Origin of the sequence: Crocinitomix catalasitica ATCC 23190 (assembly GCF_000621625.1) — a bacterium.
Taxonomy (GTDB): domain Bacteria; phylum Bacteroidota; class Bacteroidia; order Flavobacteriales_D; family Crocinitomicaceae; genus Crocinitomix; species Crocinitomix catalasitica.
This window is the reverse complement of sequence record NZ_JHXV01000020.1, coordinates 21,361-47,024: the sequence shown is the minus strand read 5'-3', so window position 1 is coordinate 47,024 and position 25,664 is coordinate 21,361. Positions and strand designations below refer to the sequence as shown.

Sequence of the window (25,664 nt, the reverse complement as noted above, 5' to 3'; positions counted from 1 at the left end):
ATGTTTAAAAAAACGCTCACAATATTATGCCTTTCTGCATTTGCCCTATCTTCTTTAGGACAAATATTGACAACGCCTTTTTCAAATCGCGACGCAGGTATATTCACTAGTGCATTCGAACTAGAATTAAATCATTTGGATGATGATGTCGTTATTTTCTACACGATAAACGGCAATGATCCAACGGTTTCCGATATCCGGTATACTAGACCGATATTAATAGATAATAGGACAGGCGTACCAAATTCAGTTTCATTGATTCCTACGAACCCATCTTTAACATATCCTTTTGGAACATATAACGCATCTCGAGCGACTACCAGAGGTTGGGTCCCTCCTGCGGAAGAGACTTATAAAATAAATGTCATCCGATACAGAGCGTTTAAACCTGGTTACGCCCCTAGCCCGACTGTTACTCAGAGCTTCATGGTTGATCCTTTAGGAGCTGAGCGATATAGTTTTCCAATTGTTTCATTGAATATTGATTATGAAGATATTTTCTCTAACGAAAGCGGATATTATGTTTATGGTAATGAACCAGATGGTAACTACAGTCAAAAGGGAGAAGAATGGGAGCGAATTATACATATAGAATATTTTGATGTTGACGGGACTTTATTAATGGACAGAGATGCGCGATCTAGAGTTCACGGCGGCGGCAGTCGACATGCACCTAAAAAAACCCTTCGTATGTATGGAGAAACTGGCGAGTTTACAAATTTTAATCTTGAAGTTTTCTCGAGTACAGAGCAGGATAAATTTAAGCGACTTCTATTTAAAGGCGGAGGCCATCGATTAGATTGTTTCCCTCGCGATGATCTAGCCAATTCCATCACTAAAGGTTTGAATGTAGACCAACAGAATCATAAACATGTAATTGTATTTCTAAATGGAGAATATTGGGGAATTCATTCAATTAAAGAACGAATGGACAACTACTTTTTTCAAAATATTTATGGTATTGATGACAACGATCTCTCTGTATTAGACCAAGAATATAATATACAATCTGGAGGTATAGGAGCGGATAGTGCAGCTATGGAACATTTAGAGGATTATATGGATATTAACGACATGTCAGATCCAATACATTATCAACACATTGCAGAACGTATTGATATTGAAAATTATATCGATTATATGTGTGGTGAAATCTTCCTTAGTAACGAAGATTGGGTTTATTCCAATGTTGTGATGTGGCGAAAATCTGGACCTTTAAATCCAAGTTTAAATTCTCCTTATGACGGCAAATTTAGGTGGGCTTATTACGATTTAGACGGTGCTTTTGGCGGCTCATGCAACAATGCATTTTATACCGTAAACACGCTTGCTGCCGCAACAATTACTGAAGGCATCTTTTCGTCATACTCAGAATTTTTTAGGGATTTATTAGAAAATGAAGACTTTAAAATTAAATTCATAAATAGGATGAGTGACCTAACAAATAGTTGGTTCAAACCTGAAACACTTCATCAAAAAATTCATGCAACTTATGAAACACTCAGTCCTGAAATGCTCGAGAACGTAAACAGATGGAGATACCCATCCACAGCAGGAACCTTAGAAGCAAGATACGAAGAGGCACCGAGCCTTTCGCAATGGTATTTAATGCAAGAATATTTTAATCGTTTTGCATCAAGACGACCGGGAAAAGTGCGTGAACATATCATGTTAAAATGGGATTATCCTGACACGAATAAATTAACTATTGATGTGAATGATCAGCAAATGGGAACAGTACAGGTGAATAGTATTCAAATTAATAGATTATTACCAGGTGTTGATGAATCAATCTACCCATGGGTCGGCACATACATAGACAGCATCCAATTGCCGTTAATCGCTATTGCCAAACCAGGTTACCGTTTTGTTGAATGGGCAGAATCTGGAAACACAAATGACACTATTTATTGGATGCCATCTGGCGATTCGACATTCACAGCAGTTTTTACACCAGAAGATGCTTACAATTCTATCCTGATTAACGAAGTAATGTTGTCGAACGATATTACAATCCCCGATAATTATGGAGATTTTGACGATTGGTCAGAGCTATACAATCCAAACGATAATGTAGTTGATCTTTCAGGTTGTGAATTCGTTAAAAGTGGAATAAGATGGACCATTCCTAACGGCACTAAAATCGGCCCAAATGACTATCTAATCTATTGGCATGACAAAGAAACATATCAAGGAAAATCGCATATTAACTTTAAATTAACCAATCAAATCGACACCCTATTTTTATTCGATTCGAATGGAGATTTAATGGATCAAGTTCGATATCCGGTTACACCAACAGATTTATCATACGGGCGATACCCTAATGGATCAGGTAGTTTCAGAATTTTTAATAGTCCTACTCCAAAAATGAATAATGATTTTGCCAATATTACAGATTATGAGCTCGAACTTAAAGAATTAATCGGTTTCCCAAATCCGACTAACAATTTACTTTATCTCAATACACATATTGATTTTGAATTGATTGATTTAAGTGGTAGAAAAATCGCAAATGGTCAAAATGAAAACGTGATTGACATGTCTAATTTACAGACTGGTATTTATCTTTTATTAAGCGAAGGATACAAACCATTGAAAATAATAAGATCTAACTAAGATGTCTAGAATAATTCGAATCATTTTAATCATCTTTTTGGCGAATTTTCATTCGACTGTACAAGCACAATCCTTTGATGAATTGTTAAAATTGATACCAGAAGATAGAGCCGAAGGAGATCGTTTTGGGTATTCTATTGACATACACGAAAACCTTGCAATAATCGGTGCCTATGGTGTTGACTTTGGAGTAGCAAACCCCAACATGGGGGCAGCATACATCTTTGAGAAGACAGGATATGCAGACTGGGAGTTGGTACAAAAAATTTACAATTCAGATCAGGACAATTATGATCGCTTTGGATGGTCTGTTAGCATCAATCAAAACTATGCCGTAATTGGTGCTTATGCCGAAGATCACAATGAGTTTGATGCTGAAGAAATGGGCAGTGCCGGTTCCGCTTACATCTTTCAGAGAACAGAAGATACTTGGGTTGAAATGCAAAAAATTGTTGCATCAGACAGGATTGCAAACGCTCAATTTGGCTGGAGTGTTGATATCGATGAGACAACGGTTGCAGTAGGTGCTAATTTTGAAAGCAGAGATGAAATTGGAGACGCATATATTTATCATACTGGCGCAGTTTATTTATTCGAATTAGATGTCGACGATAACTGGATCGAAACCCAAAAAATTGTTGCCGGAGACAGAGCACCTGATTTAACAGAACCTGATGGCGGCGATGGTGAAGATTTATCAGATCAATTTGGTATTGATGTTGCTTTAGACCTACCCTATTTAGTTGTTGGTGCTTATCATCAAGACTTAGATTCGATGGGGGTTAACCCAATATCAAATGCGGGCGCGGCTTATATTTTTGAAAAGGTTGTCGATTCATGGGATCAAGTATCAAAATTAGAAGCAAGCGACAGACAGTTAAGTGATAAATTCGGCTGGTCAGTTGCTATCGACTCAATTACCGTGGTAGTTGGCGCATTTGAAGAAGACCACAATCTAACGGGAACGGGTTATAGAAATAACTCAGGATCCGCTTATGTATTTAATAGGAATGAATCGGGTTATTGGGTTGAATCTCAAAAACTAATTACTCCGGATAGAAATTCAGGAGATCGCTTTGGCTATGACGTAGCTATTGATGATAATTTTATGGTTATCGGGTCTTTTAGAAATGATTCTGACGCATTGGACGAAGCTGATTTATCTGATGCAGGTGCGGCATATATTTTTGAAAAAGATGAGGGCGGAATTTGGTCGATGAATCAAAAATTAATAGCAATGGATAGAGCAATCGACGATCAACTCGGGTTTGCAGTCGGTATCTATTCGACTGAAATTTTATTGGGTGCACCCCAACAAAACTACAATCTAATTGGAGAAGAAAATTTAAATGACGCAGGTGCGGCATATTTTTATAGTCAAGAAGTATGTATAACGACCTATACAGAACAAAGTTTTTCTATTTGTGAAGGTCAATCGATCACTGTAAATGACAATATTTATAATACTTCAGATACCTATTTTGACGTTTTGCATTCGATTATTGGTTGCGATAGTATCATCATTACCAATCTAACAGTTACACCAGCCCCTGTCTATAACCAAAGTATTGAACGTTGTTTTGGACATCCACTTTATGTTGGCGTTAATGCATACGAAACAACAGGTGAGTATACAGATACTTTAACAACAATAACAGGTTGTGACAGCATTGTTATTACTGACTTATTTGTCCATCCAGAGAATGCAGTTACTCAAGACATAACCATCTGTTGGGAAGGCGCTTATACAATAGGCGGATCGACCTACACAGAAAACGGAACATATACAGATATCTTAACTTCATTCAGTTTTTGTGACAGCGTTGTCACGACTAATATCACAGTCCAGCTCCCTGTTAATAACAGTATTAGTCAGTCTGAGAATTTATTAATTGCAGAAGCTGACGACGCAACCTACCAATGGATAAAATGCGATCCCATAGAAATAATTTCAGGTGCTAATGAGCGATCATACCATGCTCCTTTTGTTGGTGCATATGCTGTAATAGTAACTGAGGGAGATTGTTCGGACACTTCATCATGTGTTTATGTAGATGTATTGTCCATATCTAACATAGAAAAAAGCAATTTTAAAATCTATCCAAATCCAGCGACTGATTACCTCATTATTGAGGGAAATAATTTCCAATCTTATCAATCATTAAGCATTTTTGATGCAACCGGTCGATTAATTGAGTCTATTCAACCAATTGAACCTAAATCTTACATCAATACGTCCAACTATTCAAAAGGAACGTACGTCATATCGATTGAAGGTGAATTCGGCATTGAAAAAAGCAAATTTGTAAAGATTTAAAGCTGTTTCATTTTCCTTAAAAAACTATTTATATAAAAGCAAAATTTTGATTGATTCGAATTCAGTCTATTTTTATCGGTATTTAACATTAATTAATCGATAAAATTTAATGATTGAACGAAACAACTTCATTATCTTTGCAGCGATTTTTGGTAATTGCCAAAAATCAATAAAACAGAATTCATGAAATTGCTACTTAGTTTATTTACAGTATGCGTATTTACAATTAGTTACGCACAGGATTTTACAGAAGTATTAAAAGGTGTTGCTTTCAACAGAGGCGAAGAAGACAGAATGGGATTCTCAGTTGCCATTGATGGTAACTACGCTGTTGTTGGTTCTTATGCTCATGATGAAGATGGCTCAGATCCGAATACGGGAGCTGCTTATATTTATGAAAAAACAGGAATTGACAATTGGCAATTCGTTCAACGCATAATCAATTCTGACCAAGACAATTACGACAGGTTTGGTTATTCCGTTGCAATAGACGGTGAAATGATTGTTGTTGGCGCGTATGGAGAGGATCACGATATGGATGATGACAATTCATTAAGTAGCGCAGGTTCCGCCTATTTATTTAAAAGAGGAATAGACGGTGTTTGGACTGAAATGCAAAAAATAATTGCTTCTGATAGAGATGAAGATGACGAATTTGGTTGGTCAGTTGACATCAGCGATAGCACCGTTATTGTTGGGGCGCACCACGAAGGACATGACCTTGCCGGGCTGAATTTCATGTATCATGCTGGAGCTGCATATATATTTGATTTAGATGAATTAGGCGTTTGGAATGAAACACAAAAAATAGTAGCATCACAACGTTCAGTTGATAGATATTATCCTGCAGGAAGAGATGATGATTATGAGGATATTTCAGATCTTTTTGGAGGCGCTGTTGCCCTTGATGGTGACTATATAATTGTTGGTGCTCACAACCACGATTATGACACAGGAGGATATCGTTCAGGAACACAATGGAACGCTGGAGCCGCTTATATATTTGAGCGTTCTGCTGGTGTTTGGTCAGAAACGCAGAAATTATTAAATCACGATCGTTATGCATGGGACCGATTTGGTTATGCAGTAGATATTGATTCAAGTACTATAGTTGTTGGGGTATGGTCTGAAGATGAAAGTGAATTCGACGGAGCTGAACTAAAAAATGCAGGATCTGCTTACATCTTCACTCGAGATATTGGAGGAGTTTGGAATGAAGTACAAAAATTAGATGCTAGCGATAGAACGACTGGTGACCATTTTGGCATAGACGTAGGTATTGATGGCGATTATATCGTATTCGGTGCGGAACAAGAGGATTTAGATGCCGACGGAAGCGATGACTTGTCAAATGCTGGAGCAGCTTATATTTTTCAACGAGATGAGGACGGTGTTTGGGCAGAGATCAATAAAATAGTGCAATCTGACAGAGCAGTTGAAGATAGATTTGGAGAAGGAGTTGCAATTTCTGGTCATACAGTTCTAGTTGGAGCTTGGCAACAGGATTACGATGCTGATGGAGGTGCTTATTTAGAAGATGCCGGTGCAGCCTATTTCTTTAGTTCAATTGTTTGTGAAACAGAATTTGTATATCAAGATATAACGATCTGTAGAAACGACTCAATAGTTGTTGGACAAAGTATTTATTTCGATGGAGGAATCTATATTGATAGTTTATACAATATGGATGCTTGTGATAGCGTCATCACAACAAACTTAACTGTTATTGAACCTGTTTTGATAACACAAGACATTACAATCTGTAGCGGAATTTCATATAATATAGGCGCAAATGAATATACAGAGACAGGCGTATTTATTGATACTTTAGTTGCTATTTTAACAGGTTGTGACAGTATCGTAACGACAAATTTAACAGTAACTCCTCCGATCAATTTCACGCAAGATATTACCATATGTAGCGGTACCACTTACACTATCGGTGAGAATACTTATGATGAAAGCGGGGCATATATCGATTGGTTTGTAACTGAAGAAGGGTGTGATAGTAGCGTAACAACTTATTTAAGTATTGATCCTCCAATTAACAATATTCAAACATTAACAATTTGCGCTGGTAATTCAGTTGAAGTTGGTGTAAGCATTTATACAGAAACGGGGGAATATATTGATCATTTCGTAACAGAAACTGGTTGTGATTCTATGGTAACTACACGTTTAACAGTTAACCCTCCTATCGAATACACAAATGAAATAGCTATATGTTTCGGGGAAACCTATGCTATTGGTGAAAGTATTTATGATGCTTCAGGATCTTATTTTGATGACTTTATTACAGAAACAGGATGCGACAGTATTGTGAATACAATGCTAACAGTGTACCCATATAATACAAGTGAACAAAGCTTCACAATATGTTCTGGAAACGAAATCACTGTAGGAGAAAGTGTTTATACTGAAACAGGTGTTTACACAGATGTATTTACAAGTATTGAAGGATGTGATAGCACAGTTACAACGAATTTAACGGTAAACGATCCACTTACATACAGTCAAGAAATAACATTGTGTTACGGTGAATCATTATTCGTTGGTGACATTGAGCATAATGAAGCTGGTTTGTATATAGACGAATTGGTAACAGAAACAGGTTGTGACAGTATTGTGACTACAAATTTGATTATTCGTGATGAAAATGTTTACGAACAAACCATCAATCTTTGTGGTGGAGAAACCTATACAATTGGAGCTGCTACATATACAGAATCTGGAACTTATATGGACACGTTAATTTCAATTGAAACAGGATGTGATAGTATTGTAACAACTAATCTAGACATTCTCGATCCAATTGACATGACAATTACTCGGGAAGATGCATTAACATTAGTATCAAATGAACCTGAAAGTGAATCAACTTTCTTCAGATGGATTACTTGCGACCCGCTGCAACCTATTGATGGCGAAGAATCCAGAACATTTATTGCGACAGAGAATGGTGAATATGCCGTTGTAATTGAAAAAGATTTCTGTATTGACACTTCGGCTTGTTTCCTTATTAATTCAGTTGGGATAAACGAGATTAACCCATTGTCACAAATTAAATGTTATCCGAATCCAACAAATGGCAATGTTACAATTGCAAGGAATGATGATTCTTCAGGGCCTTTAAATGTGGTGGTATTAAACAATCTTGGGGCAGTGATTTATCAAAATCAAATGACAGCGCCTACTTTAGAATTTGATTTAAGTGAATACGCAAGTGGTATCTATTTCGTACGTATTGCATTCAACTCGGATGTTTGGGTAGAGAAATTGATTAGAAGATAATCGAATAAAGAAATAATAAAAAAGCCTTGTTTTCATTGAGAACAAGGCTTTTTTTATATCGTTACTGTAAGACTTTGTCCCAACCTTTAAACACCGGTTCGTATCCTTGGTCTATAATTGATTGAATGAATTGTGAAGTTGTGCGTTTATCGTGAATTTCGAATTGCTCCAAATTCACATTAGGATTGGCATAACCGCCTGGATCAGTTTTAGAATCCGCACTAATTGATGTAATTCCTAATTTAATTACATTGTTCCTAAACACTTCAGATTCGCGCGTTGACATAGACAATTCAATCTCTTGATTAAAAATTCGATACGCACAGATTAGCTGCACCAATTCTTTATCCGACATCACCGACTTCAATTCTACACCTCCTGCACATGGGCGCAATCGCGGAAAAGAAATAGAATAATTAGACTGCCAATATTTCTTTTCTAAATAATCCAAATGCGCAGCGGCATAAAACGAATCTGTCCGCCAATCTTCCAGACCAATTAAAACACCAACACCCATTTTATAAATACCCGCTTTACCCATTCTATCATGCGTTTCTAAGCGGTAATCAAAATTCGATTTTTTACCTTTCGGATGGTGTTTTTTATAATTCTCTTTATTGTAAGTTTCTTGATAGACAAGTACTGTATTCAGTCCTACTCCAATCAACTCTTCATACTCTTCTTGTTCGAGCGGCTGTACTTCAATTGCAATATGAGAAAAATGAGGTTTCAATAATTGAATCGCATTTTTAAAATAGTCAATTCCAACCGTTTTATTCGCTTCACCTGTCACGATAAGAATATGGTCATATCCGTACGATTTTAAAACCTTGACCTCTGCCATTATCTCTTCATCTGACAATGTTTTCCGTTCGATTTTCACATCTAAACTAAAACCACAATAAGTACAGATGTTCTGACATTCGTTCGATAAATACAAAGGCGCATACATTTGAATGGTTTTACCAAAACGTTGCACTGTTAAATCGTGACTTTTTTGAGCCATTCGCTCTAAATATGGCGCTGCAGCCGGTGAAATTAAGGCTGCAAAATCATTCAAATCAGGCTTTGCCGTATTCAATGCATGTTCAACATCAGCCGCAGTTGATGCATAAATCTGTTTGGATATTTGATCCCAATTTAATTTTTCTATCTCGCTCTTAAATGACATTGCTTCTCCTCTATTTTGTACTGTTTCGATCTTAATTTAAAAAATCAGTCAAAGGACTACTTGCCTCTGCGTGATCTTTCTGTTGACCCATTTTTGCTTCAAAAGCCATTCTACCCGCTTCAACCGCCATCTTAAATGCCAATCCAATTTTCACAGGATCCTTAGCCGTTGCAATTGCGGTATTCACCAATACTGCATCCGCACCAAGTTCCATTGCATATGCAGCATGTGACGGAGCACCAATTCCAGCATCAACAATAACAGGAACAGTCGCCTGCTCTATTATTATTCGAAGAAAGTCTTCCGTTTTAATTCCTTTATTACTACCTATCGGCGAGCCTAAGGGCATAACAGCTTGCGCACCTACATCCTGTAATCTTTTAGCCAAAACTGGATCTGCGTGGATATATGGCAATACTATAAAACCTTTCTTTACCAATTCTTCGGTCGCCAATAAAGTCTCAATAGGATCGGGCATTAAATATTTAGGATCTGGATGGATCTCCAATTTAATCCAATTGGTTTGTAAAGCTTCGCGTGCTAATTCGGCAGCAAAAACTGCTTCTTTAGCTGTTCGAACACCAGATGTATTCGGTAACCAGCTAAAATTCGTTGGTTTTAAATGTTGCAATAAATCATCTTCACTGTCATTTAAATCGACCCGTTTTAAAGCCATGGTCACTAATTGCGAACCTGAAGCTAACAAAGCTGCCTCCATCATCTCATTCGACTTGAATTTACCAGTTCCAGTAAACAATCGAGATGTAAAAACCTTATCCCCTATTTTTAAATCACTCATCACTCTTCTATTTTAAATACTTTCTTTTATTAATCCATTCACTTGATTCACTATAGATTTTATTTCATCCGCTGATTTATTCGTCAACAAACCTGAAACTGCAATCCGTGAAACGCCAATACTAAATAGTTCTTTGCAATCCTCAACTTCTATTCCACCAATCGATACGACAGGCGTTTGATAACCTTTCGCACGTAATTCAACTATAATATCTCTTATTCCTTCCACCCCTAAAATTGGACTTAATTCTTTCTTCGTTCCAGTAAAACGATAAGGTCCTAAACCGATATAATCAATCTCCTTTTTTGCCAATTCTATACATTGTTCAATTGTATTTGCCGTTCCACCAATAAGCCCCTTTTTAAAAATTACTTTCGCATCAACAGGTGAGATATCATCTTGACCAATATGAATTCCATCTGCTGAAACTTCACTAGCAATTACAACTTTATCATTAATAAATAATTTTGCTCCATTACGATGACATATTTCTAAGGCTTTTTGAGCCGTTGCAAGGAACATTTCATTCGGATGATTTTTCAATCGCAATTGAATCCAATCCACACCATTCTCAGCAACCAATTGAATGTTTATCAAATGTTGCTCAGGCGTTTGACCTTGAGATATATAATATAATTTGCTCATTTTATAAATCGTCTAAAATTTCTTCATTTCGAGTTCGCGTTTTTAGATCCGCTGGTAAAATCAGGCCAATCACATAAGACATTAACACACCAAAAGAACCGATTAAAACAAGAAATCCAGCAAGTGGCCAAAGCATAATTTTAAATAAAACACCGATACATAAAGCAGCCGTACCTAGATAATATGACATTCGTGCTATTCTATTCTCTTTTACCCCATCACTGACATCATATTGAGATTCGATGAATATCCGTAATCCATAAATGGCTAATACCACAACAATTAAATGCATCATTGTAAACTGCGGAGCAATCGAAATAAACCCAAACATTCTCAACACAAAAAACACTAGAATCAATCCGTTTAATACATTCAATATTCCTAAAACTCTTTTCATAATCTATCCTTTATGTCGACCAATTAAAGTATTGCTACTTGCTAAAAAATACTCGATGTATCTTTTCGCTTTCAGTATAGCTTTTTGTTGTGGATATCCTTTTGCTATCGTAGCAGCTAAAGCCGAAGCATAAACACAGCCACTTCCGTGTTTAGGAGAATAATTACCTGGTTTCGGCTTAAAAAACAACTCGCCTTCATCGTCAAACAAAATATCTCGTCCTAAATTTTCAGGATTATGACCACCTTTTAGAAGGATTTTTGTGATATTACTTAATTCTTTCGCCCCTACTATTGCGTCATCATTTCCTGACAATTTAATCGCTTCAGACCAATTGGGAGTAATCAGAAAAACCTTCTCTAAAACAACCGACAATTCACTTAAATCTTGACCAAAATCTACCCCAGCACTCGCTGACAAAACAGGATCCCAAACAATCTTAATATTCGGTTGTTTTGCTATTATTTTATCAATTAACACATTCAATAAAGAAAGAGAAGGTACAAGACCAATTTTAACAATCGTAAAAGCATAACGATCCAAAAGTGATTGTAATTGACGGCCAATAACTTCGTCATCAATCCAATTCACAGCTATAAACTCATCTTCAGTTTGAATTGTATTGGCAGTCTGTACAGCCATCCCTACACAATTAAACGCTTTAAACGTTTGAATATCGGCAAGAATTCCTGCTCCTCCTGTTGGATCAAAACCGGCAATGGTTAATATGTTAATTCCTTTTATTTTCATTGTATTGTTTCAACAAATGTGAAGTACTTTCTCCAAATATCACCGAGCATAGCATAACCATCAAACCCCAATGATTTACAGATTGGAATCTTGGTATTATCTATTCCTCCTAATGCTATCACTTTCACTTTTGTGCCCTTTAAAAAAGCACTCAATATTTCAGCATCACTAAAAGCAGATGCGTAACCTACTTTAGAAATACTGTCAAAAATTGGACTTAAAAAAACATAATCCGTATCAAAATTCAAGTTTTGAATTTCACTAAAACCATGCGCCGAATAAGTCACCAAATCTGGCTTTTTTCCATAGACCTTTACTTCCCTATCAATCAGTGTTAATTCTCTCACATCACAAGCGCTGGTCAATTCATCAGCTGTTGTTAATCCACTCATCCCTTTTCTATTCAAATTAATGCCTGCCAAATCGAATTCTCGAATCAATTCGTAATGCGAATGAAGTACAACTTTATAGTGATAATCTGGAATCAATTCTAAAAAATTGATCATTTCCTCTTTCGAATAATCTGGTTTACGAACATGCAAAAAATCCCAATCCTCTTCCATTAGGTTATTAACCAACCCTGTTTCATGCGGCAAAGCCTCAGGATATGTGAAGAGTATTTTTAACATTTTTTTTTAGTGGTTAGTTCCTCCTACGCTATGGCTTCGAAGGACGAGGGGTTCTTCTTTATGAAATTCGATAGAGACGACCCTCTGACAAAACCTGCAAAGGACAAATACTTCGTAAAGAACTACAGGAGTTAGAGGATTAGAAATCCCCTAACTTCCTATTTTCTAAAAAAACATCTATTCATTCCTAAAAACTATAATCTATTTTATCTTCTCTGGTTCTAAATAAACGTCACCACCTTTTTCTTTAAAAGTTTCAGCCATATCTTTCATTCCTTCTTCAATAGCATTCGTTCCGTCTAAACCATTTTTAGCAGCATAATCACGAACATCTTGCGTAATTTTCATAGAGCAGAAATGTGGTCCACACATCGAACAGAAATGCGCAACTTTTGCATTTTCACTCGGCAATGTTTCATCGTGATAAGCACGCGCTGTATCAGGATCTAAAGCCAAGTTAAATTGATCTTCCCAACGGAATTCAAACCTTGCTTTACTCATCGCATTATCTCTATGTTGCGATCCTGGGTGACCTTTAGCTAAATCAGCAGCATGAGCAGCCAATTTATAAGTAATCACACCTTCTTTAACATCATCTCTATTTGGTAAACCTAAATGTTCTTTTGGTGTTACATAACATAACATCGCCGTTCCATACCAACCAATTTGTGCAGCACCAATTGCAGACGTAATATGGTCATAACCTGGAGCGATATCAGTTGTCAATGGCCCTAATGTATAAAAAGGCGCTTCAAAACAATCTTCCAATTGTTTGTCCATATTTTCTTTAACCATGTGCATTGGCACGTGGCCAGGACCTTCAATCATTACTTGCACATCATGTTTCCAAGCAATTTTTGTCAATTCTCCTAAAGTTTCTAATTCTGCAAATTGTGCAGCATCATTCGCATCAGCAATTGAACCTGGACGAAGACCATCTCCTAAAGAGAAAGCAACATCATAAGCCTTCATAATTTCACAAATCTCTTCGAAATGTGTATACAAGAAACTTTCTTTATGATGAGACAAACACCATTTCGCCATAATAGACCCACCACGAGATACGATCCCTGTTAATCTATTTGCTGTCATTGGAATATAACGCAATAAAACACCAGCGTGAATTGTAAAATAATCAACACCTTGTTCTGCTTGCTCAATTAATGTATCACGGAATAATTCCCATGTTAAATCCTCTGCTTTACCATTCACTTTTTCCAAAGCTTGATAAATTGGAACAGTACCAACTGGAACCGGTGCATTTCTAATAATCCACTCACGCGTTTCGTGAATATTTTTTCCTGTTGATAAATCCATGATAGTATCAGCGCCCCATCTAATTCCCCAAACCATTTTCTCTACTTCTTCTTCAATAGACGAAGACAAAGCAGAATTACCAATGTTTGCATTAATTTTCACCAAGAAATTACGTCCAATAATCATTGGTTCACTTTCAGGGTGATTGATATTATTAGGAATGATTGCTCTACCCGCAGCAATTTCTTCACGTACAAATTCTGGTGTAATAACCTTTGGCGTTCTAGCCCCAAAAGAATTCCCTGGATGTTGTGGTGCAATTTCCTTTATTTCTTGAATTTTTTGATTCTCACGAATAGCAACATATTCCATTTCTGGAGTGATGATACCTTTTTTAGCATAATGCATTTGAGAAACATTCTGTCCTTTTTTAGCAATTAAAGGTTTTTTCAGGTGTTCAAAACGCAAATGATCAAGATCAGAATTATACAATCTCTCTTTTCCAAAGTCAGAAGAAATTTCATCTAATTCTTCAACATCACCTCTTTTCAAAATCCATTCCTGACGAATAGCAGGAATTCCTTCTTTCACATTAATTTCAACCGACGGATCAGTAAATGGGCCCGAAGTATCGTATACAACAACAGGTTCATTATTATCCTTTACAAATTGACCTTTTGTGAACATAGCTTGCGAGTCACTTAAATTAATTTGACGCATTGCTACTTTAAGGTCCTTATGGATTTCTCCTTTCACATAGATCTTTTCAGATCCTGTAAATGGATCTCTCGTGATCTTCGATTCTGAATTAGGGATTTTGATGTCTTTCTTGCTCATTCTATCTATATTAAAATTTCTATTCTATATTAAATTGGGATTGGTTGTCCCATCGTATTCACTATTATCCTTAACCACCAGCAGTAGCTGATATTACCATTAATTTATCGTTTTGTTGAAGGACATGATTCTCCCATTCGCCACGCGGAATAACCGATGCATTAATAGCAACAGCAATACCATTTTTAGTACTTAATTTACGACTTTCTAGGATGGATTGTAATGTAGATCCCTCTGTTATCTGTGTCGCTTCGTTATTAAATAAAACCTCAATCATATGAATTGGATTAAATTATAGAAAAACCAACAATTGCTGGCAATTCTTTACCGTCGCAAAAACAAGGGGTTAATTCTTGGTTCGAATTAACATTAACATTCTAATGAATGCTTTTTAAATCACTTCCCTACGCAGGTACTAGCCTGATCAGGTCAATGGGTATAATCTCAGTCCGCCTCAGGTGGACACCCCTTATGAAACGATACAAAGTTAATCATATCACTTTAAAGGTAAGGTTAATTTTAGATTTAAAAAAATTAAATTGTACTTGACAATTTAAAGAGACTTTGAATTTTTTGGACGGTTTCCTTTTTATTACTTGCGCGATAAATCAATTGATCGAGAATGACACCGTGTATAGCCGTTTGATCCACCAATATTTCCAATTCATTCATTGACCTAATACCACTTGCCATTATTGGCGTTGCTAAACTAAGTAACATCCAACCATATTCTATTTCTTTTGGCAATAAGGCTTGCAAGCCTTCTGATCCAAGTATCATATTCTTGTGATTCGCATCAACTGCACCTAGATCTATAGGAACCTCTATATAATTTAAACCTTGTAAATCCAAATTTTTACAATCCAATAAAGTATTCGCTGTTGCACCAGTTACTCTTTCAATATCGGCTTTACGCTGATCCATTAATGCAAAAGACTTAAAGTGGACGCCGAAAGCATCTGGAATCTCAATATTCGAATTGACATCAACGATAAAACACAATTGATCAAATGAACTATGCGCTACATCATTCATAAATTGTTCCGGAATACGAAACGTTGTAATCCCAGCACTAGCAACCGAATCAATTTCAGTTTTTAAATCATTAATTGAATTACTTATCGTACGATATTGAATACAGTCCAAATCCATTTATTTTCTCTTTTTTTTCTGTTTTTTCTTTTTGGGCACTTTTTTATTCATGATTTTCCCACCGTAGTAGGCAGCTGGAACATATAAAACAATAGCGATGATAACCATCCAAATTGGATGAGGAATGCTGATCATATTGAATACTGCAGCCATAAGCAAAACAATACCAGTAAAAATTGTTGGTAATTGCCAATTATGTTTTGCAATTTTACCTGCCACTAAACCTCCAATAAACGAAGATAGTAACCAATAAAAGAGCATTAATACCAAAGCCATAATTGGCATCAGTTCGATTGCTTTTTCAACATCACCTTTTATGCGCATATCCAAGTATCCTGGAGCGGGGAATAATGTATGAATCAGTATGTCACCTAAAAATATTACTAAAACACCAGCGATTGTTCCAGCTAAAACTGCAAGTAATCTATTCGTCATAATTATTTAATTAGATTAAAATAAAACTTGAATAATTTTTAGAAAAGGTACAAAACTAATCCCAAATCCGATCTTCCTTCAAAGTTATTTTTTCGCCAAAGAATAATTTAGCTGTTTTTTCGAAGGCTTTTGTATAGTCGGATACAAAAAATTGACGACTAGGTATTTGGGATGAACTCAGGAGATTGTTTTTAATGAGTACATTTTTGGTAACTGTTGCTACCACAGATGCTGAATCAATCACCGCCACATTATCTTTAAAATATCTCTCTACTTCTTTTTTAATTAGCGGGTAGTGCGTACAAGCCAGAATCAACGCATCAATTTCCTTAAAGTTTTTAGCTGACAAATATGAATTTATAACTGTTTGAGAGATTCGATTATTAAAAAAACCTTCTTCAATCATGGGTGCCAAAAGAGGCGTTGCATTTTGGAATACTTGTATTTCTGGATTTACCTTCTTTATTTTCCGTGGATAGATTCTTGAAGTGACTGTCCCTTTCGTTGCAATGATACCAATTTTTTTATACGACTTATCTTTGACGCAATACTCAACTGTTGGATCAACAACATTAATTATCGGTATTTCTGGATGTCTTTCAGTTAAAGTTGCATAAGCATGTGCAGAAGCCGTATTACAAGCAATAACCAATGCTTTACAACCCTTTCCTATTAGAAAGTCTGAAATACGTTTAGAATAGAGCTGAATACTCTCCTTCGATTTGTCTCCGTATGGAAGATGGGCGGTATCCCCGAAGTATATAAAACTTTCGTTTGGCAACATTTCGGCAATAGCTTTTGCTACGGTTAAGCCACCAGTTCCAGAATCATATATTCCAATCGGTTTATTCACAAAAATAAAGATACAAAAAAAGGTCACGGGACGTGACCTTTCAAAAATTTAAAAAATACTGTTTATTTAACAGGTTCAGACTTCAACATTTCTGCTGTTACTTCTTTAGTTAAATCTAATCCAGCAGCGTATAATGTTTGACCTTGATCTAACACATAAGTTACATTGTTCTTTTTAGCTACAGTTTCAACGGCTTTCGTTAAACGCGCTTCAATTGGATTGTAATATCTAGCACTTAATGTTTGTACATCTTGTTGCAGTTGTTGACTTTTCAACTGAAGGTCATTTTGTCTTTGACTCAATTTCTCTTCACGCATTTGTCTAATAGTTGGAGATAAATTCTCAGCATCTGCCATATGAATTTCAACATCTTTTCTCAATTTAGCTTCTGCTTCTTGTAAAACAGTTTGCTCTTCTTGAATATAGGCTGCAATTTCTTTGTCAGCTTTTAATTTAGATGGTAAACTATCTGTAACCACTAAATAATCAATATGTGCAATCTTTGCATTTTGAGCTGAAACATTTGTCGCTCCTAATGTCAACATTGCAACGATTCCTACGATTAACTTTTTCATTGTTTTAATTTAATTTTCTATTATATTTTAATTCTTACCAACTTTTATGCCCATTTCTGATAACACGGCATCACTTATGTCATATTTTGCATCTGCAAATAACAAATTCGATTGGTTAGCCTTGTCAAAAACAAACGCAAAATTCCTTGCACTTGCTACTTGTTGGATGGCATTAAAAACCTTATCTTGAATAGGTTTTATCAATTCTTCCCTTTTCATAAATAAATCACCATCCGGTCCAAATCTTTTACTTTGCATTTCTTTTGCACGCGTTTCAGCATCAGAAATATCTTTTTCTCTTTGTTTCTTTAAAGCTTCAGGTAACAAAATTGCTTCAGCCTCATATTCTTTTCTTTTCTTATCAACATCTGCAAAAAGACCTTCAATCTCATTGAACCATTCTTCAGATATTCTATCCATTTCCTTTTGAGCCTCTTCGTACTCAGGCATTGCATCTAGTATTTTTTCAGTATTTACATAAGCATACCGTTGACCAAAAGCAAATGATCCAGTAAGAAACACCAAGAAAAAAGCAAAAATATAATTTTTCATTTTAATAATTTTTATTGTACCCGTTAAACATTCTTAACGAAACGGTATAAATTAAAAATAATTGTCTCTATCAATTTTTTCAATTCCGTCTGCGAAATTACAATTTTAATTATAAATCACCTATGTTCATTCCAATAATAGGGAAGAATCCGAAAGTAAATCCTTTTGCATTAGCTCCTGGATCAGAATCAGCGATACCTTTTCCGGCAGATCCAACATCCAAAGGATCAAATCCCCAAGCGAAATCAACTCCTAACATTCCAAACATCGGTAAGAAAACTCGAACACCAAACCCTGCAGATCGTTTTACATTAAATGGATCGAAAGAACTAAACTTATTCCATGTATTACCTGCTTCTGCAAACATCAGACCATAAATGGTCGCCGAAGGATTTAAAGATAGAGGATAACGTAATTCCATTGAGTACTTTGCAATAACTGTTCCACCTGTTTCAGCTGATACAGGCGTTGTTCCTGAATAGCCTCTTAATGGAATAATTTCACGTCCATCAAATTGCCATGTTCCGTTCAAACCACTTCCTCCTAAATAGAAACGTTCGAAAGAAGAGACGCCTTTATGTTTGTTATATGCACCCATGAAACCAAAACCAAACTTAGGATTGAAAATTAATTTCTTATTCTTACTCAATGGAGCATACCATTCACCTGTGAATTTAATTTTATAATACTCAGCATATTTATTTAATTCTTGATCCGAAAGACCAGCATATTGATCATTACTATAACCATCAAACGCTGAATAAGGCAGTGTAGCTTTTGCTGTTAAAGCGAATTTAGAACCACTTCTAGGATAGATTGGTTGATCGACAGATGATCTCGTAAGAATTCCTTTCACTGAAATATTATTAGAATAACCATCAGTAAATTCGAAATATTGTGATTGATACAAATCGTAATATTGATAATTTATTTCTCCATAAATTTGGAAATAATCATCAGGCCATTTCAAACGAGATCCCAATCCAACACCAATAGAAGTAATTGACGTTTGACTATACGAAACATCAGTTTTTTCCAATTCGTTTGTGATTAAAGAATAAGAACTAAAGATCGATAATGAAGTCGGTTTTTTACCACCTAACCAAGGTTCAGTAAATGATAAATTATAAGATTGATAACCTCTACCATAAGTTTGACCTCTTAAACTCAATCGTTGGCCGTCACCCGCTGGAAGTGGATCCCAAGCATCTTTTTTAAAGAAATTCTTCGTTGAAAAATTCGTAAAAGACAAACCTAACGTTCCAATTAGTCGACCTCCACCAAATCCACCAGAAAGTTCGATTTGATCACTTGATTTTTCTACTAAAGTATATTCAATATCAACCGTTCCATCTGCAGGGTTAGGAATTGGATTTACACCAAATTGTTCTGCATCAAAATAACCTAAATTTGCCAACTCACGTTGCGTTCTAATAATATCGTTTCTATTAAACAAATCTCCTGGTTGCGTTCTAATCTCTCTCAGAATTACATGATCATTCGTTTTATTATTCCCTTTAATAATTACATTTCTAATTCTTGCTTCTTTCCCTTCAGAAATTCGCATTTCGAAATTGATATGATTCTCTTCATCAATACTCATTTCAATTGGTCTAACACTGAAGAAAAGGTGACCTCTATCCATGTATAAAGAAGTAATATCACGTCCATCTTGACTCATAAATAAACGTTGATCCAATAAAGCTTTATTATAAATCTCTCCTTTTTCAATCCCCATTAAAGTATCAAGCGCACCTGAAGTATATTTAGAATTTCCTACCCAAGTAATATCTCCAAAATAATATTTATCTCCTTGTTCAATCTTAATATCGATAACCATATGTTTGTCATCAATAAAATAAACAGAATCTGAATAAATATTTGCATCTCTTAAACCGAAAGCATTGTATTTCTCTATTATTGCTGCTTTATCACGTTCGTATGCTGTTCTATTAAACTTTGATCGTTTAAACACTCTAAGAATACCTTTTCTTTTAGTATCCTTCATTGATCTACGAATCCCTCCATCTGATGTTGAGATGATCGTTTTGTATTTGTTAAATATTTTCACATCCTCATCAAACGAATCAATTTCATTCCCTTCAATATTAATTTCTTTAATTTTAATTCTTTGTCCTTTATCAATATTGATATTAAACTTTCTTGCATTAAAAGCTGTTGTATCGTATACTTGAACAATATTCACACTTGCTTTATAGAATCCTTTTTCAGCATAATAACCTCTAACGATATTCTCTGTATTCTTTACTAAAGACTCTGTAATTGTATTCCCACTTTGTAAGTTTATTTCTTCTCTCAATTTATCTGCTTCACCTTTTCGAATAAGTTCTCCATCTTCATCAAAAAAGTTAAATCCATTTAATTTAGGACGACCTTTTAAATCAATCTGAAGGAAAATCTCATCTCCTACCGTTTTAAGTGCAAATATTTGAACATCTGAAAACAGTTCTTGTTCCCAAAGAGAGTTAATGGCAGTTGAAATATCTTGACCTGGGACAGTAATTTCTTTACCGATTGTCAAACCTGAAATTAAACGAATTGCGTTTACATCCAAATAATCTACACCTGTAACAGAACAAGAGGCAATTGTATATTTTTGAGGAGACAAAAATGATTTCTCACCACCCAAAACTTTATATTGTCCATCTTGTGCGTTTGAAACTAATCCTGTAAGTGTAAAAAGTAATATGAGCAGAAATCTATTCATCATTTTTTTGTTCTTTCAATTGATCACCAACCAAACCAAATCTACGTTCTCGATTTTGATATTCGTAAATTGCTTGGTAGAAATCTTCTTTTTTAAATTCGGGCCAAAAAATAGGAGTAAAATGCAATTCGCTATAGGCCAATTGCCACAGTAAAAAGTTACTAATTCTAATTTCACCACTTGTACGAATCATCAATTCAGGATCGGGAATACCACTAGTATATAAATGATCACTCACCAATTCATCTGTGATTTCATCTAATTCTATACTACCTTCTTTATATTCGCTTGCTATTTTTTTGATGGCATCTTTAATTTCCATCTTGGCACTATAGTTTAGTGCTAGAATTAAATTTGTGCCAGTATTTTTTGAAGTATCTTCAATTGCCTTCAATAATTCATTTCTGCAACCATCAGGTAAATCTTCAATTTTCCCAATCGCATTTAATTTGACATTATTCTTATTTAAAGATTCAGCCTCATTAGCGATTGTATTCACTAAAAGATCCATTAAACCGTCAACCTCTTCTTTGGGACGCTTCCAATTTTCTGTTGAGAATGCATAAAGTGTTAGATACTTCACCTTAACTTCAGATGCTGCGGTTAGTGCTTCACGAACAGATTCTACACCAGTAGCATGTCCAAAAAGACGCATCTCACCTTTTTCCTTAGCCCACCTTCCATTTCCATCCATTATGATGGCAACGTGTTGTGGAATATTGTCGGTATCTAATTTTTCTTTAATGTTCATTTTCTTTAGCGGAACAAATTTGCATGATTTTTTTCACAAATCATTTCTCTTTATACGTCTTAACCGTGTTTAAATTACTTTATTAACAAAGGTTAACAGCAATCGACCTTCATTTGCACGATTTCAAAACGAATTCATTTAAATTTTATTTCAATAAACTAAAAAAGGTCCATACTAATTCCTGTCATACGGAAACCAGAATGGACCTTAGTTTTTCTTAAAGATATTGGTTATTCAGCCAATACAATAATTTTATTGTCTTTTACTTCAATTACACCACCTAAGATATCAAAAGTAAAAGTAGGTTGCCCTTTAAATTCCTTATTGTATTTCCCTGGATTCTTTGGTTTTTCATTCTCTGCAACAACTTGCTCCACTCTCACTGTTCCCTTTGTAAGAGCCGAAATCATCGGTGCATGTCCAGTTAAAACTCCGAATGAACCATCTAAACCTGGCAAAACAACATGAGATACATTTCCCTGAAACAAAGTTTCGTCTGGTGTAATTACTTGTAATTCCATTATTTTTTAAGCTTAATTTTGTGCAATCATTTTCTCACCTGCCTCAATCACATCTTCGATACTTCCTTTTAAGTTAAAGGCAGCTTCTGGATATTGATCAACATCTCCGTTCATAATCATATTAAATCCTTTAATTGTATCTTTAATATCAACTAAAACACCTTTTAATCCTGTAAATTGCTCAGCAACATGGAAAGGTTGAGATAAGAAACGTTGAACTCTACGTGCACGTTGTACAATCAATTTATCTTCTTCAGACAATTCATCCATACCAAGAATAGCAATAATATCTTGTAATTCTTTATAACGTTGTAATGTAAACTTAACTCTTTGCGCACAATCATAATGCTCATCACCTACAACTGTTGCAGATAAAATTCTTGAAGAAGATTCAAGAGGATCTACCGCTGGATAAATTCCTAGCTCAGCAATTTTACGCGACAATACTGTCGTTGCATCCAAGTGAGCAAACGTAGTAGCCGGTGCTGGATCCGTTAAATCATCTGCAGGCACGTATACCGCTTGAACTGATGTAATAGATCCGTTTTTAGTTGAAGTAATTCTTTCCTGCATCGCACCCATTTCAGATGCCAATGTTGGTTGGTAACCTACAGCAGAAGGCATACGACCTAATAGTGCTGATACCTCAGAACCTGCTTGTGTAAATCTAAAGATATTATCAACGAAGAAAAGTATATCATTCCCTTTTCCGTCGCCATCACCATCTCTATAATACTCAGCCAATGTTAATCCAGACAATGCAACACGTGCTCTTGCTCCCGGTGGCTCATTCATTTGACCGAAAACAAATGTTGCTTTCGAATCTTTTAATTTCTCAGTATCGATTTTAGATAGATCCCATCCACCTTTTTCCATGTCTTCCATGAAGTCGTCACCATAAGTGATAATTCCAGATTCTAACATTTCTCTCAATAAATCGTTCCCCTCACGTGTTCTCTCACCTACTCCAGCAAATACGGACAAACCTGCATATGCTTTCGCAATATTGTTAATTAATTCCTGAATCAATACTGTTTTACCAACACCTGCTCCACCGAATAAACCAATTTTACCACCTTTTGCATAAGGCTCAATTAAATCGATAACTTTAATACCTGTAAAAAGTACTTCAGTTGCTGTCGATAAATCTTCGAATTTTGGAGCTTCTCTGTGAATTGGTAATCCACCTTCTTTTGAAACGTTTGGAAGTCCATCAATTGAATCTCCAGTTACGTTAAATAGACGACCTTTTACGGCATCACCTTTAGGCATCAAAATTGGAGAACCAGTTGCTATAACATCCATTCCTCTTCTAAATCCATCTGATGAATCCATTGCGATACTTCTAATCGCATCATTACCAATGTGTTGCTGAACCTCAAGTACTACTTTTGTTCCATCTTCTTTAACAACTTCTAGTGCATCCATGATCGCTGGAAGCACTGTTCCGTTCTCAAAATTCACATCAATTACAGGACCTATAACCCTGGAAATCTTACCTTTGATAGTAGACATTACCTATATTTTTTGCGTAATTACTTTAATTTTGGGTGCAAATTTAGTTTTTTTTCTATTATCAAGCACTATAAACTCGAAAATAAGTGAATTTTTATCCACATTTTCCCAAGTTCATTAACAATCATTTTTATTTAAAAAAATTAAACTTTTTATTATTCTTCATTCCAAATAATAATGATGCAAGAATTTTATTTAATTTTGAACTATAACAATCTATTTTTTTAAACTTATTACGAATTGAAAGTTTACTATTCTGTTGAGGAATTACCGGTCATAAAAAATGCTGTTCTAACACTAGGCACCTACGATGGTGTTCATTTAGGACATCAAAAAATTATTGAATTCTTGGTAAAGAGTGCTAAAGAGATGAATGGTGAAACTGTTCTATTTACTTTACACCCGCATCCTCGTGTGGTTTTATATCCCGATGATCATGGCATGCAATTAATTCAACCTATTGAGGAAAGAATAAAAAAATTAGCAGCTAGTGGTATTGATCACTTAATCTTATTTCCTTTTAGTAAAGAATTTTCTAGATTGACTGCAACCGAATTTGTCAGAGATATTTTGGTCAATAAGATTGGCATTAAAATGATGACCATTGGCTATAATCATCATTTTGGTAGAAATAGGCAAGGTAATTTAAGTTTGCTAAAAGAACTCGGTGATGTTTACGATTTTAAAGTCCAAGAAATACCAGCCTTTAAAAAACTAGATCACAATGTAAGTTCAACTAAAATTAGAGCGGCCATTACTGACGGAGATATCACAACAGCAAATACTTATTTAGGCTCACCATTTGAATTCATTGGCACAGTTGTTACTGGTGATAAAATTGGTACTGGTATTGGTTATCCTACGGCAAACATCGAACCGAATAGCGATTTACAACTTATTCCTAAAAAGGGAGTTTATGCTGTACAAGTCAAATTTGGTGATCATGTTTTTAACGGTATGATGAATATTGGCACTAGACCAACAATAAATGAATTAGGCGAAGATCGGATTGAAATTCATATCTTTAATTTTGATCAAGATATTTACGGCGAGACTTTAAACGTTAAGGTATTTGATCGGGTTAGAGACGAGGAAAGATTTAGTTCACTTGATGATTTAAAAGCACAATTAAAAAAGGATGAAGAAAATTGCATTGACATTTTCAATAATTTGGCTTTGCTTAAATAGTTTTACGCAGTCTAATCATGTTTATACATCGTTAGACGAAACTAAAAATGTACATCCTGATTCTGTTATTGTTCTTGATCTGAGCAAAGATAAATTAACTGAAATACCTTTAGAAATTCTTGCATTTACTTCACTTAAAGAATTAAGGCTGACTAAAAACAAATTAAAATCCCTTCCTCCCTACTTTTATTTTCCTGCGCTTGAGATCATCGATTTATCAAAGAATGATTTTTATGATTTCCCTGTGGAGTTATTAAAAATGACGCAGTTAAAAGAAATTTATATGGGTAAAAATAATTTGGCTGCTTTACCTGAGGACATCGATTCGTTAAAAAGTCTGGAGATTTTAGAATTATGGTTTAATCCTGTTGAGGATTTACCTGAAAACTTAGTCAACCTAAAAAAGCTGAAATTCCTTGACTTACGCGGGTATAATTATAATGAGGCCTTTCAAAAAAAATGGCATTCGGCCATGCCTTGGTGCACATTCGAATTCGACTTGGCTTGTAATTGTGCGTATTAATTATAAATCGCAAAAGGAACATCAATAACGCTAAGGCGTTCAATAAAATTTAACAATCAATTAAACCTGTTCGAAAGAAATAACCGACGAAACAACTGTCTTCGCTAAATATTCTTGTTCGAATTGATTTACCTTATGTATTAATGCACACACAATAAA

Annotated in this window: 22 protein-coding genes and 1 riboswitch; of the genes, 5 read left to right on the top strand and 17 right to left on the bottom strand. The window is 35.3% G+C overall.

What is annotated here, in order from left to right; genetic code table 11:
• The 3 genes from T367_RS0112315 (at position 1) to T367_RS0112305 (ending at position 8,227) form a co-directional block, all read left to right on the top strand.
• On the top strand, positions 1 to 2,619 hold the full coding sequence (locus tag T367_RS0112315) for a CotH kinase family protein (RefSeq protein WP_157454219.1): 2,619 nt from the start codon (positions 1 to 3) through the stop codon (positions 2,617 to 2,619).
• Position 2,620: 1 nt separating this feature from the next.
• On the top strand, positions 2,621 to 4,936 hold the full coding sequence (locus T367_RS0112310) for a T9SS type A sorting domain-containing protein (RefSeq protein ID WP_027420122.1): 2,316 nt from the start codon (positions 2,621 to 2,623) through the stop codon (positions 4,934 to 4,936).
• A gap of 183 nt (positions 4,937 to 5,119) precedes the next feature.
• Positions 5,120 to 8,227: a T9SS type A sorting domain-containing protein gene (locus tag T367_RS0112305; protein ID WP_157454218.1), complete on the top strand. Its 3,108-nt coding sequence runs from the start codon at positions 5,120 to 5,122 to the stop codon at positions 8,225 to 8,227.
• 61 nt (positions 8,228 to 8,288) lie between these two features.
• Here the strand turns inward: T367_RS0112305 and thiH are convergent, their stop codons facing one another.
• The 17 genes from thiH to atpD all read right to left on the bottom strand — a co-directional run bounded on the left by thiH (position 8,289) and on the right by atpD (position 23,794).
• A complete protein-coding gene (thiH, locus tag T367_RS0112300; RefSeq protein WP_027420120.1) occupies positions 8,289 to 9,398 on the bottom strand; it encodes a 2-iminoacetate synthase ThiH in 1,110 nt (369 codons plus the stop codon).
• Positions 9,399 to 9,429: 31 nt separating this feature from the next.
• Complete coding sequence (locus T367_RS0112295) at positions 9,430 to 10,197, bottom strand: thiazole synthase (protein ID WP_027420119.1); 768 nt, start codon at positions 10,195 to 10,197, stop codon at positions 9,430 to 9,432.
• Positions 10,198 to 10,209: 12 nt separating this feature from the next.
• Positions 10,210 to 10,842: a thiamine phosphate synthase gene (gene thiE / locus T367_RS0112290; RefSeq protein ID WP_035843638.1), complete on the bottom strand. Its 633-nt coding sequence runs from the start codon at positions 10,840 to 10,842 to the stop codon at positions 10,210 to 10,212.
• A gap of 1 nt (position 10,843) precedes the next feature.
• Positions 10,844 to 11,239 carry a hypothetical protein gene (locus T367_RS0112285; protein WP_027420117.1) on the bottom strand — a complete coding sequence of 132 codons (396 nt, stop codon included), beginning with the start codon at positions 11,237 to 11,239 and terminating at the stop codon, positions 10,844 to 10,846.
• 3 nt (positions 11,240 to 11,242) lie between these two features.
• Positions 11,243 to 11,989, bottom strand: coding sequence for a hydroxymethylpyrimidine/phosphomethylpyrimidine kinase (locus T367_RS0112280; protein ID WP_027420116.1), 747 nt, complete (start codon positions 11,987 to 11,989; stop codon positions 11,243 to 11,245).
• Complete coding sequence (locus T367_RS0112275) at positions 11,986 to 12,618, bottom strand: thiamine phosphate synthase (protein WP_084274411.1); 633 nt, start codon at positions 12,616 to 12,618, stop codon at positions 11,986 to 11,988. The genes T367_RS0112280 and T367_RS0112275 overlap by 4 nt, the downstream gene beginning before the upstream one ends.
• Positions 12,619 to 12,819: 201 nt before the next feature.
• Positions 12,820 to 14,712 (bottom strand): phosphomethylpyrimidine synthase ThiC, encoded by a 1,893-nt coding sequence (gene thiC / locus T367_RS0112270; protein WP_027420114.1) that lies wholly within the window; start codon positions 14,710 to 14,712, stop codon positions 12,820 to 12,822.
• 70 nt (positions 14,713 to 14,782) lie between these two features.
• Positions 14,783 to 14,989, bottom strand: a complete 207-nt coding sequence (gene thiS / locus T367_RS0112265) for a sulfur carrier protein ThiS (protein ID WP_051568525.1) — start codon at positions 14,987 to 14,989, stop codon at positions 14,783 to 14,785.
• A 107-nt stretch (positions 14,990 to 15,096) separates the two neighbouring features.
• Positions 15,097 to 15,192: riboswitch (TPP riboswitch) on the bottom strand.
• Between the two features lie 54 nt (positions 15,193 to 15,246).
• Positions 15,247 to 15,864, bottom strand: a complete 618-nt coding sequence (locus T367_RS0112260; RefSeq protein ID WP_027420112.1) for a hypothetical protein — start codon at positions 15,862 to 15,864, stop codon at positions 15,247 to 15,249.
• Positions 15,865 to 16,299, bottom strand: coding sequence for a hypothetical protein (locus T367_RS0112255; protein ID WP_027420111.1), 435 nt, complete (start codon positions 16,297 to 16,299; stop codon positions 15,865 to 15,867).
• Positions 16,300 to 16,354: 55 nt separating this feature from the next.
• The gene (gene murI, locus T367_RS0112250) at positions 16,355 to 17,152 is read right to left on the bottom strand and encodes a glutamate racemase (protein WP_084274410.1); all 798 of its coding nucleotides are present in this window, start codon (positions 17,150 to 17,152) and stop codon (positions 16,355 to 16,357) included.
• Positions 17,153 to 17,214: 62 nt separating this feature from the next.
• Positions 17,215 to 17,727 (bottom strand): OmpH family outer membrane protein, encoded by a 513-nt coding sequence (locus T367_RS0112245; protein WP_027420109.1) that lies wholly within the window; start codon positions 17,725 to 17,727, stop codon positions 17,215 to 17,217.
• A 27-nt stretch (positions 17,728 to 17,754) separates the two neighbouring features.
• A complete protein-coding gene (locus T367_RS0112240; RefSeq protein WP_035843621.1) occupies positions 17,755 to 18,279 on the bottom strand; it encodes an OmpH family outer membrane protein in 525 nt (174 codons plus the stop codon).
• 109 nt (positions 18,280 to 18,388) lie between these two features.
• Positions 18,389 to 21,010 (bottom strand): BamA/OMP85 family outer membrane protein, encoded by a 2,622-nt coding sequence (locus T367_RS22255; RefSeq protein WP_051568524.1) that lies wholly within the window; start codon positions 21,008 to 21,010, stop codon positions 18,389 to 18,391.
• Complete coding sequence (locus T367_RS0112230) at positions 21,000 to 21,758, bottom strand: isoprenyl transferase (protein WP_027420107.1); 759 nt, start codon at positions 21,756 to 21,758, stop codon at positions 21,000 to 21,002. The genes T367_RS22255 and T367_RS0112230 overlap by 11 nt, the downstream gene beginning before the upstream one ends.
• Positions 21,759 to 21,988: 230 nt before the next feature.
• Positions 21,989 to 22,279: a F0F1 ATP synthase subunit epsilon gene (locus tag T367_RS0112225; RefSeq protein WP_027420106.1), complete on the bottom strand. Its 291-nt coding sequence runs from the start codon at positions 22,277 to 22,279 to the stop codon at positions 21,989 to 21,991.
• Between the two features lie 12 nt (positions 22,280 to 22,291).
• Positions 22,292 to 23,794, bottom strand: a complete 1,503-nt coding sequence (gene atpD / locus T367_RS0112220) for a F0F1 ATP synthase subunit beta (RefSeq protein ID WP_027420105.1) — start codon at positions 23,792 to 23,794, stop codon at positions 22,292 to 22,294.
• 240 nt (positions 23,795 to 24,034) lie between these two features.
• Here atpD and T367_RS0112215 point away from each other — a divergent pair, with 240 nt between their 5' ends.
• Together T367_RS0112215 and T367_RS0112210 are read left to right on the top strand one after the other, a co-directional pair.
• Positions 24,035 to 24,982 (top strand): bifunctional riboflavin kinase/FAD synthetase, encoded by a 948-nt coding sequence (locus tag T367_RS0112215; protein ID WP_027420104.1) that lies wholly within the window; start codon positions 24,035 to 24,037, stop codon positions 24,980 to 24,982.
• Positions 24,933 to 25,505 carry a leucine-rich repeat domain-containing protein gene (locus tag T367_RS0112210; RefSeq protein WP_027420103.1) on the top strand — a complete coding sequence of 191 codons (573 nt, stop codon included), beginning with the start codon at positions 24,933 to 24,935 and terminating at the stop codon, positions 25,503 to 25,505. The genes T367_RS0112215 and T367_RS0112210 overlap by 50 nt, the downstream gene beginning before the upstream one ends.
• Positions 25,506 to 25,664: the final 159 nt, after the last annotated feature.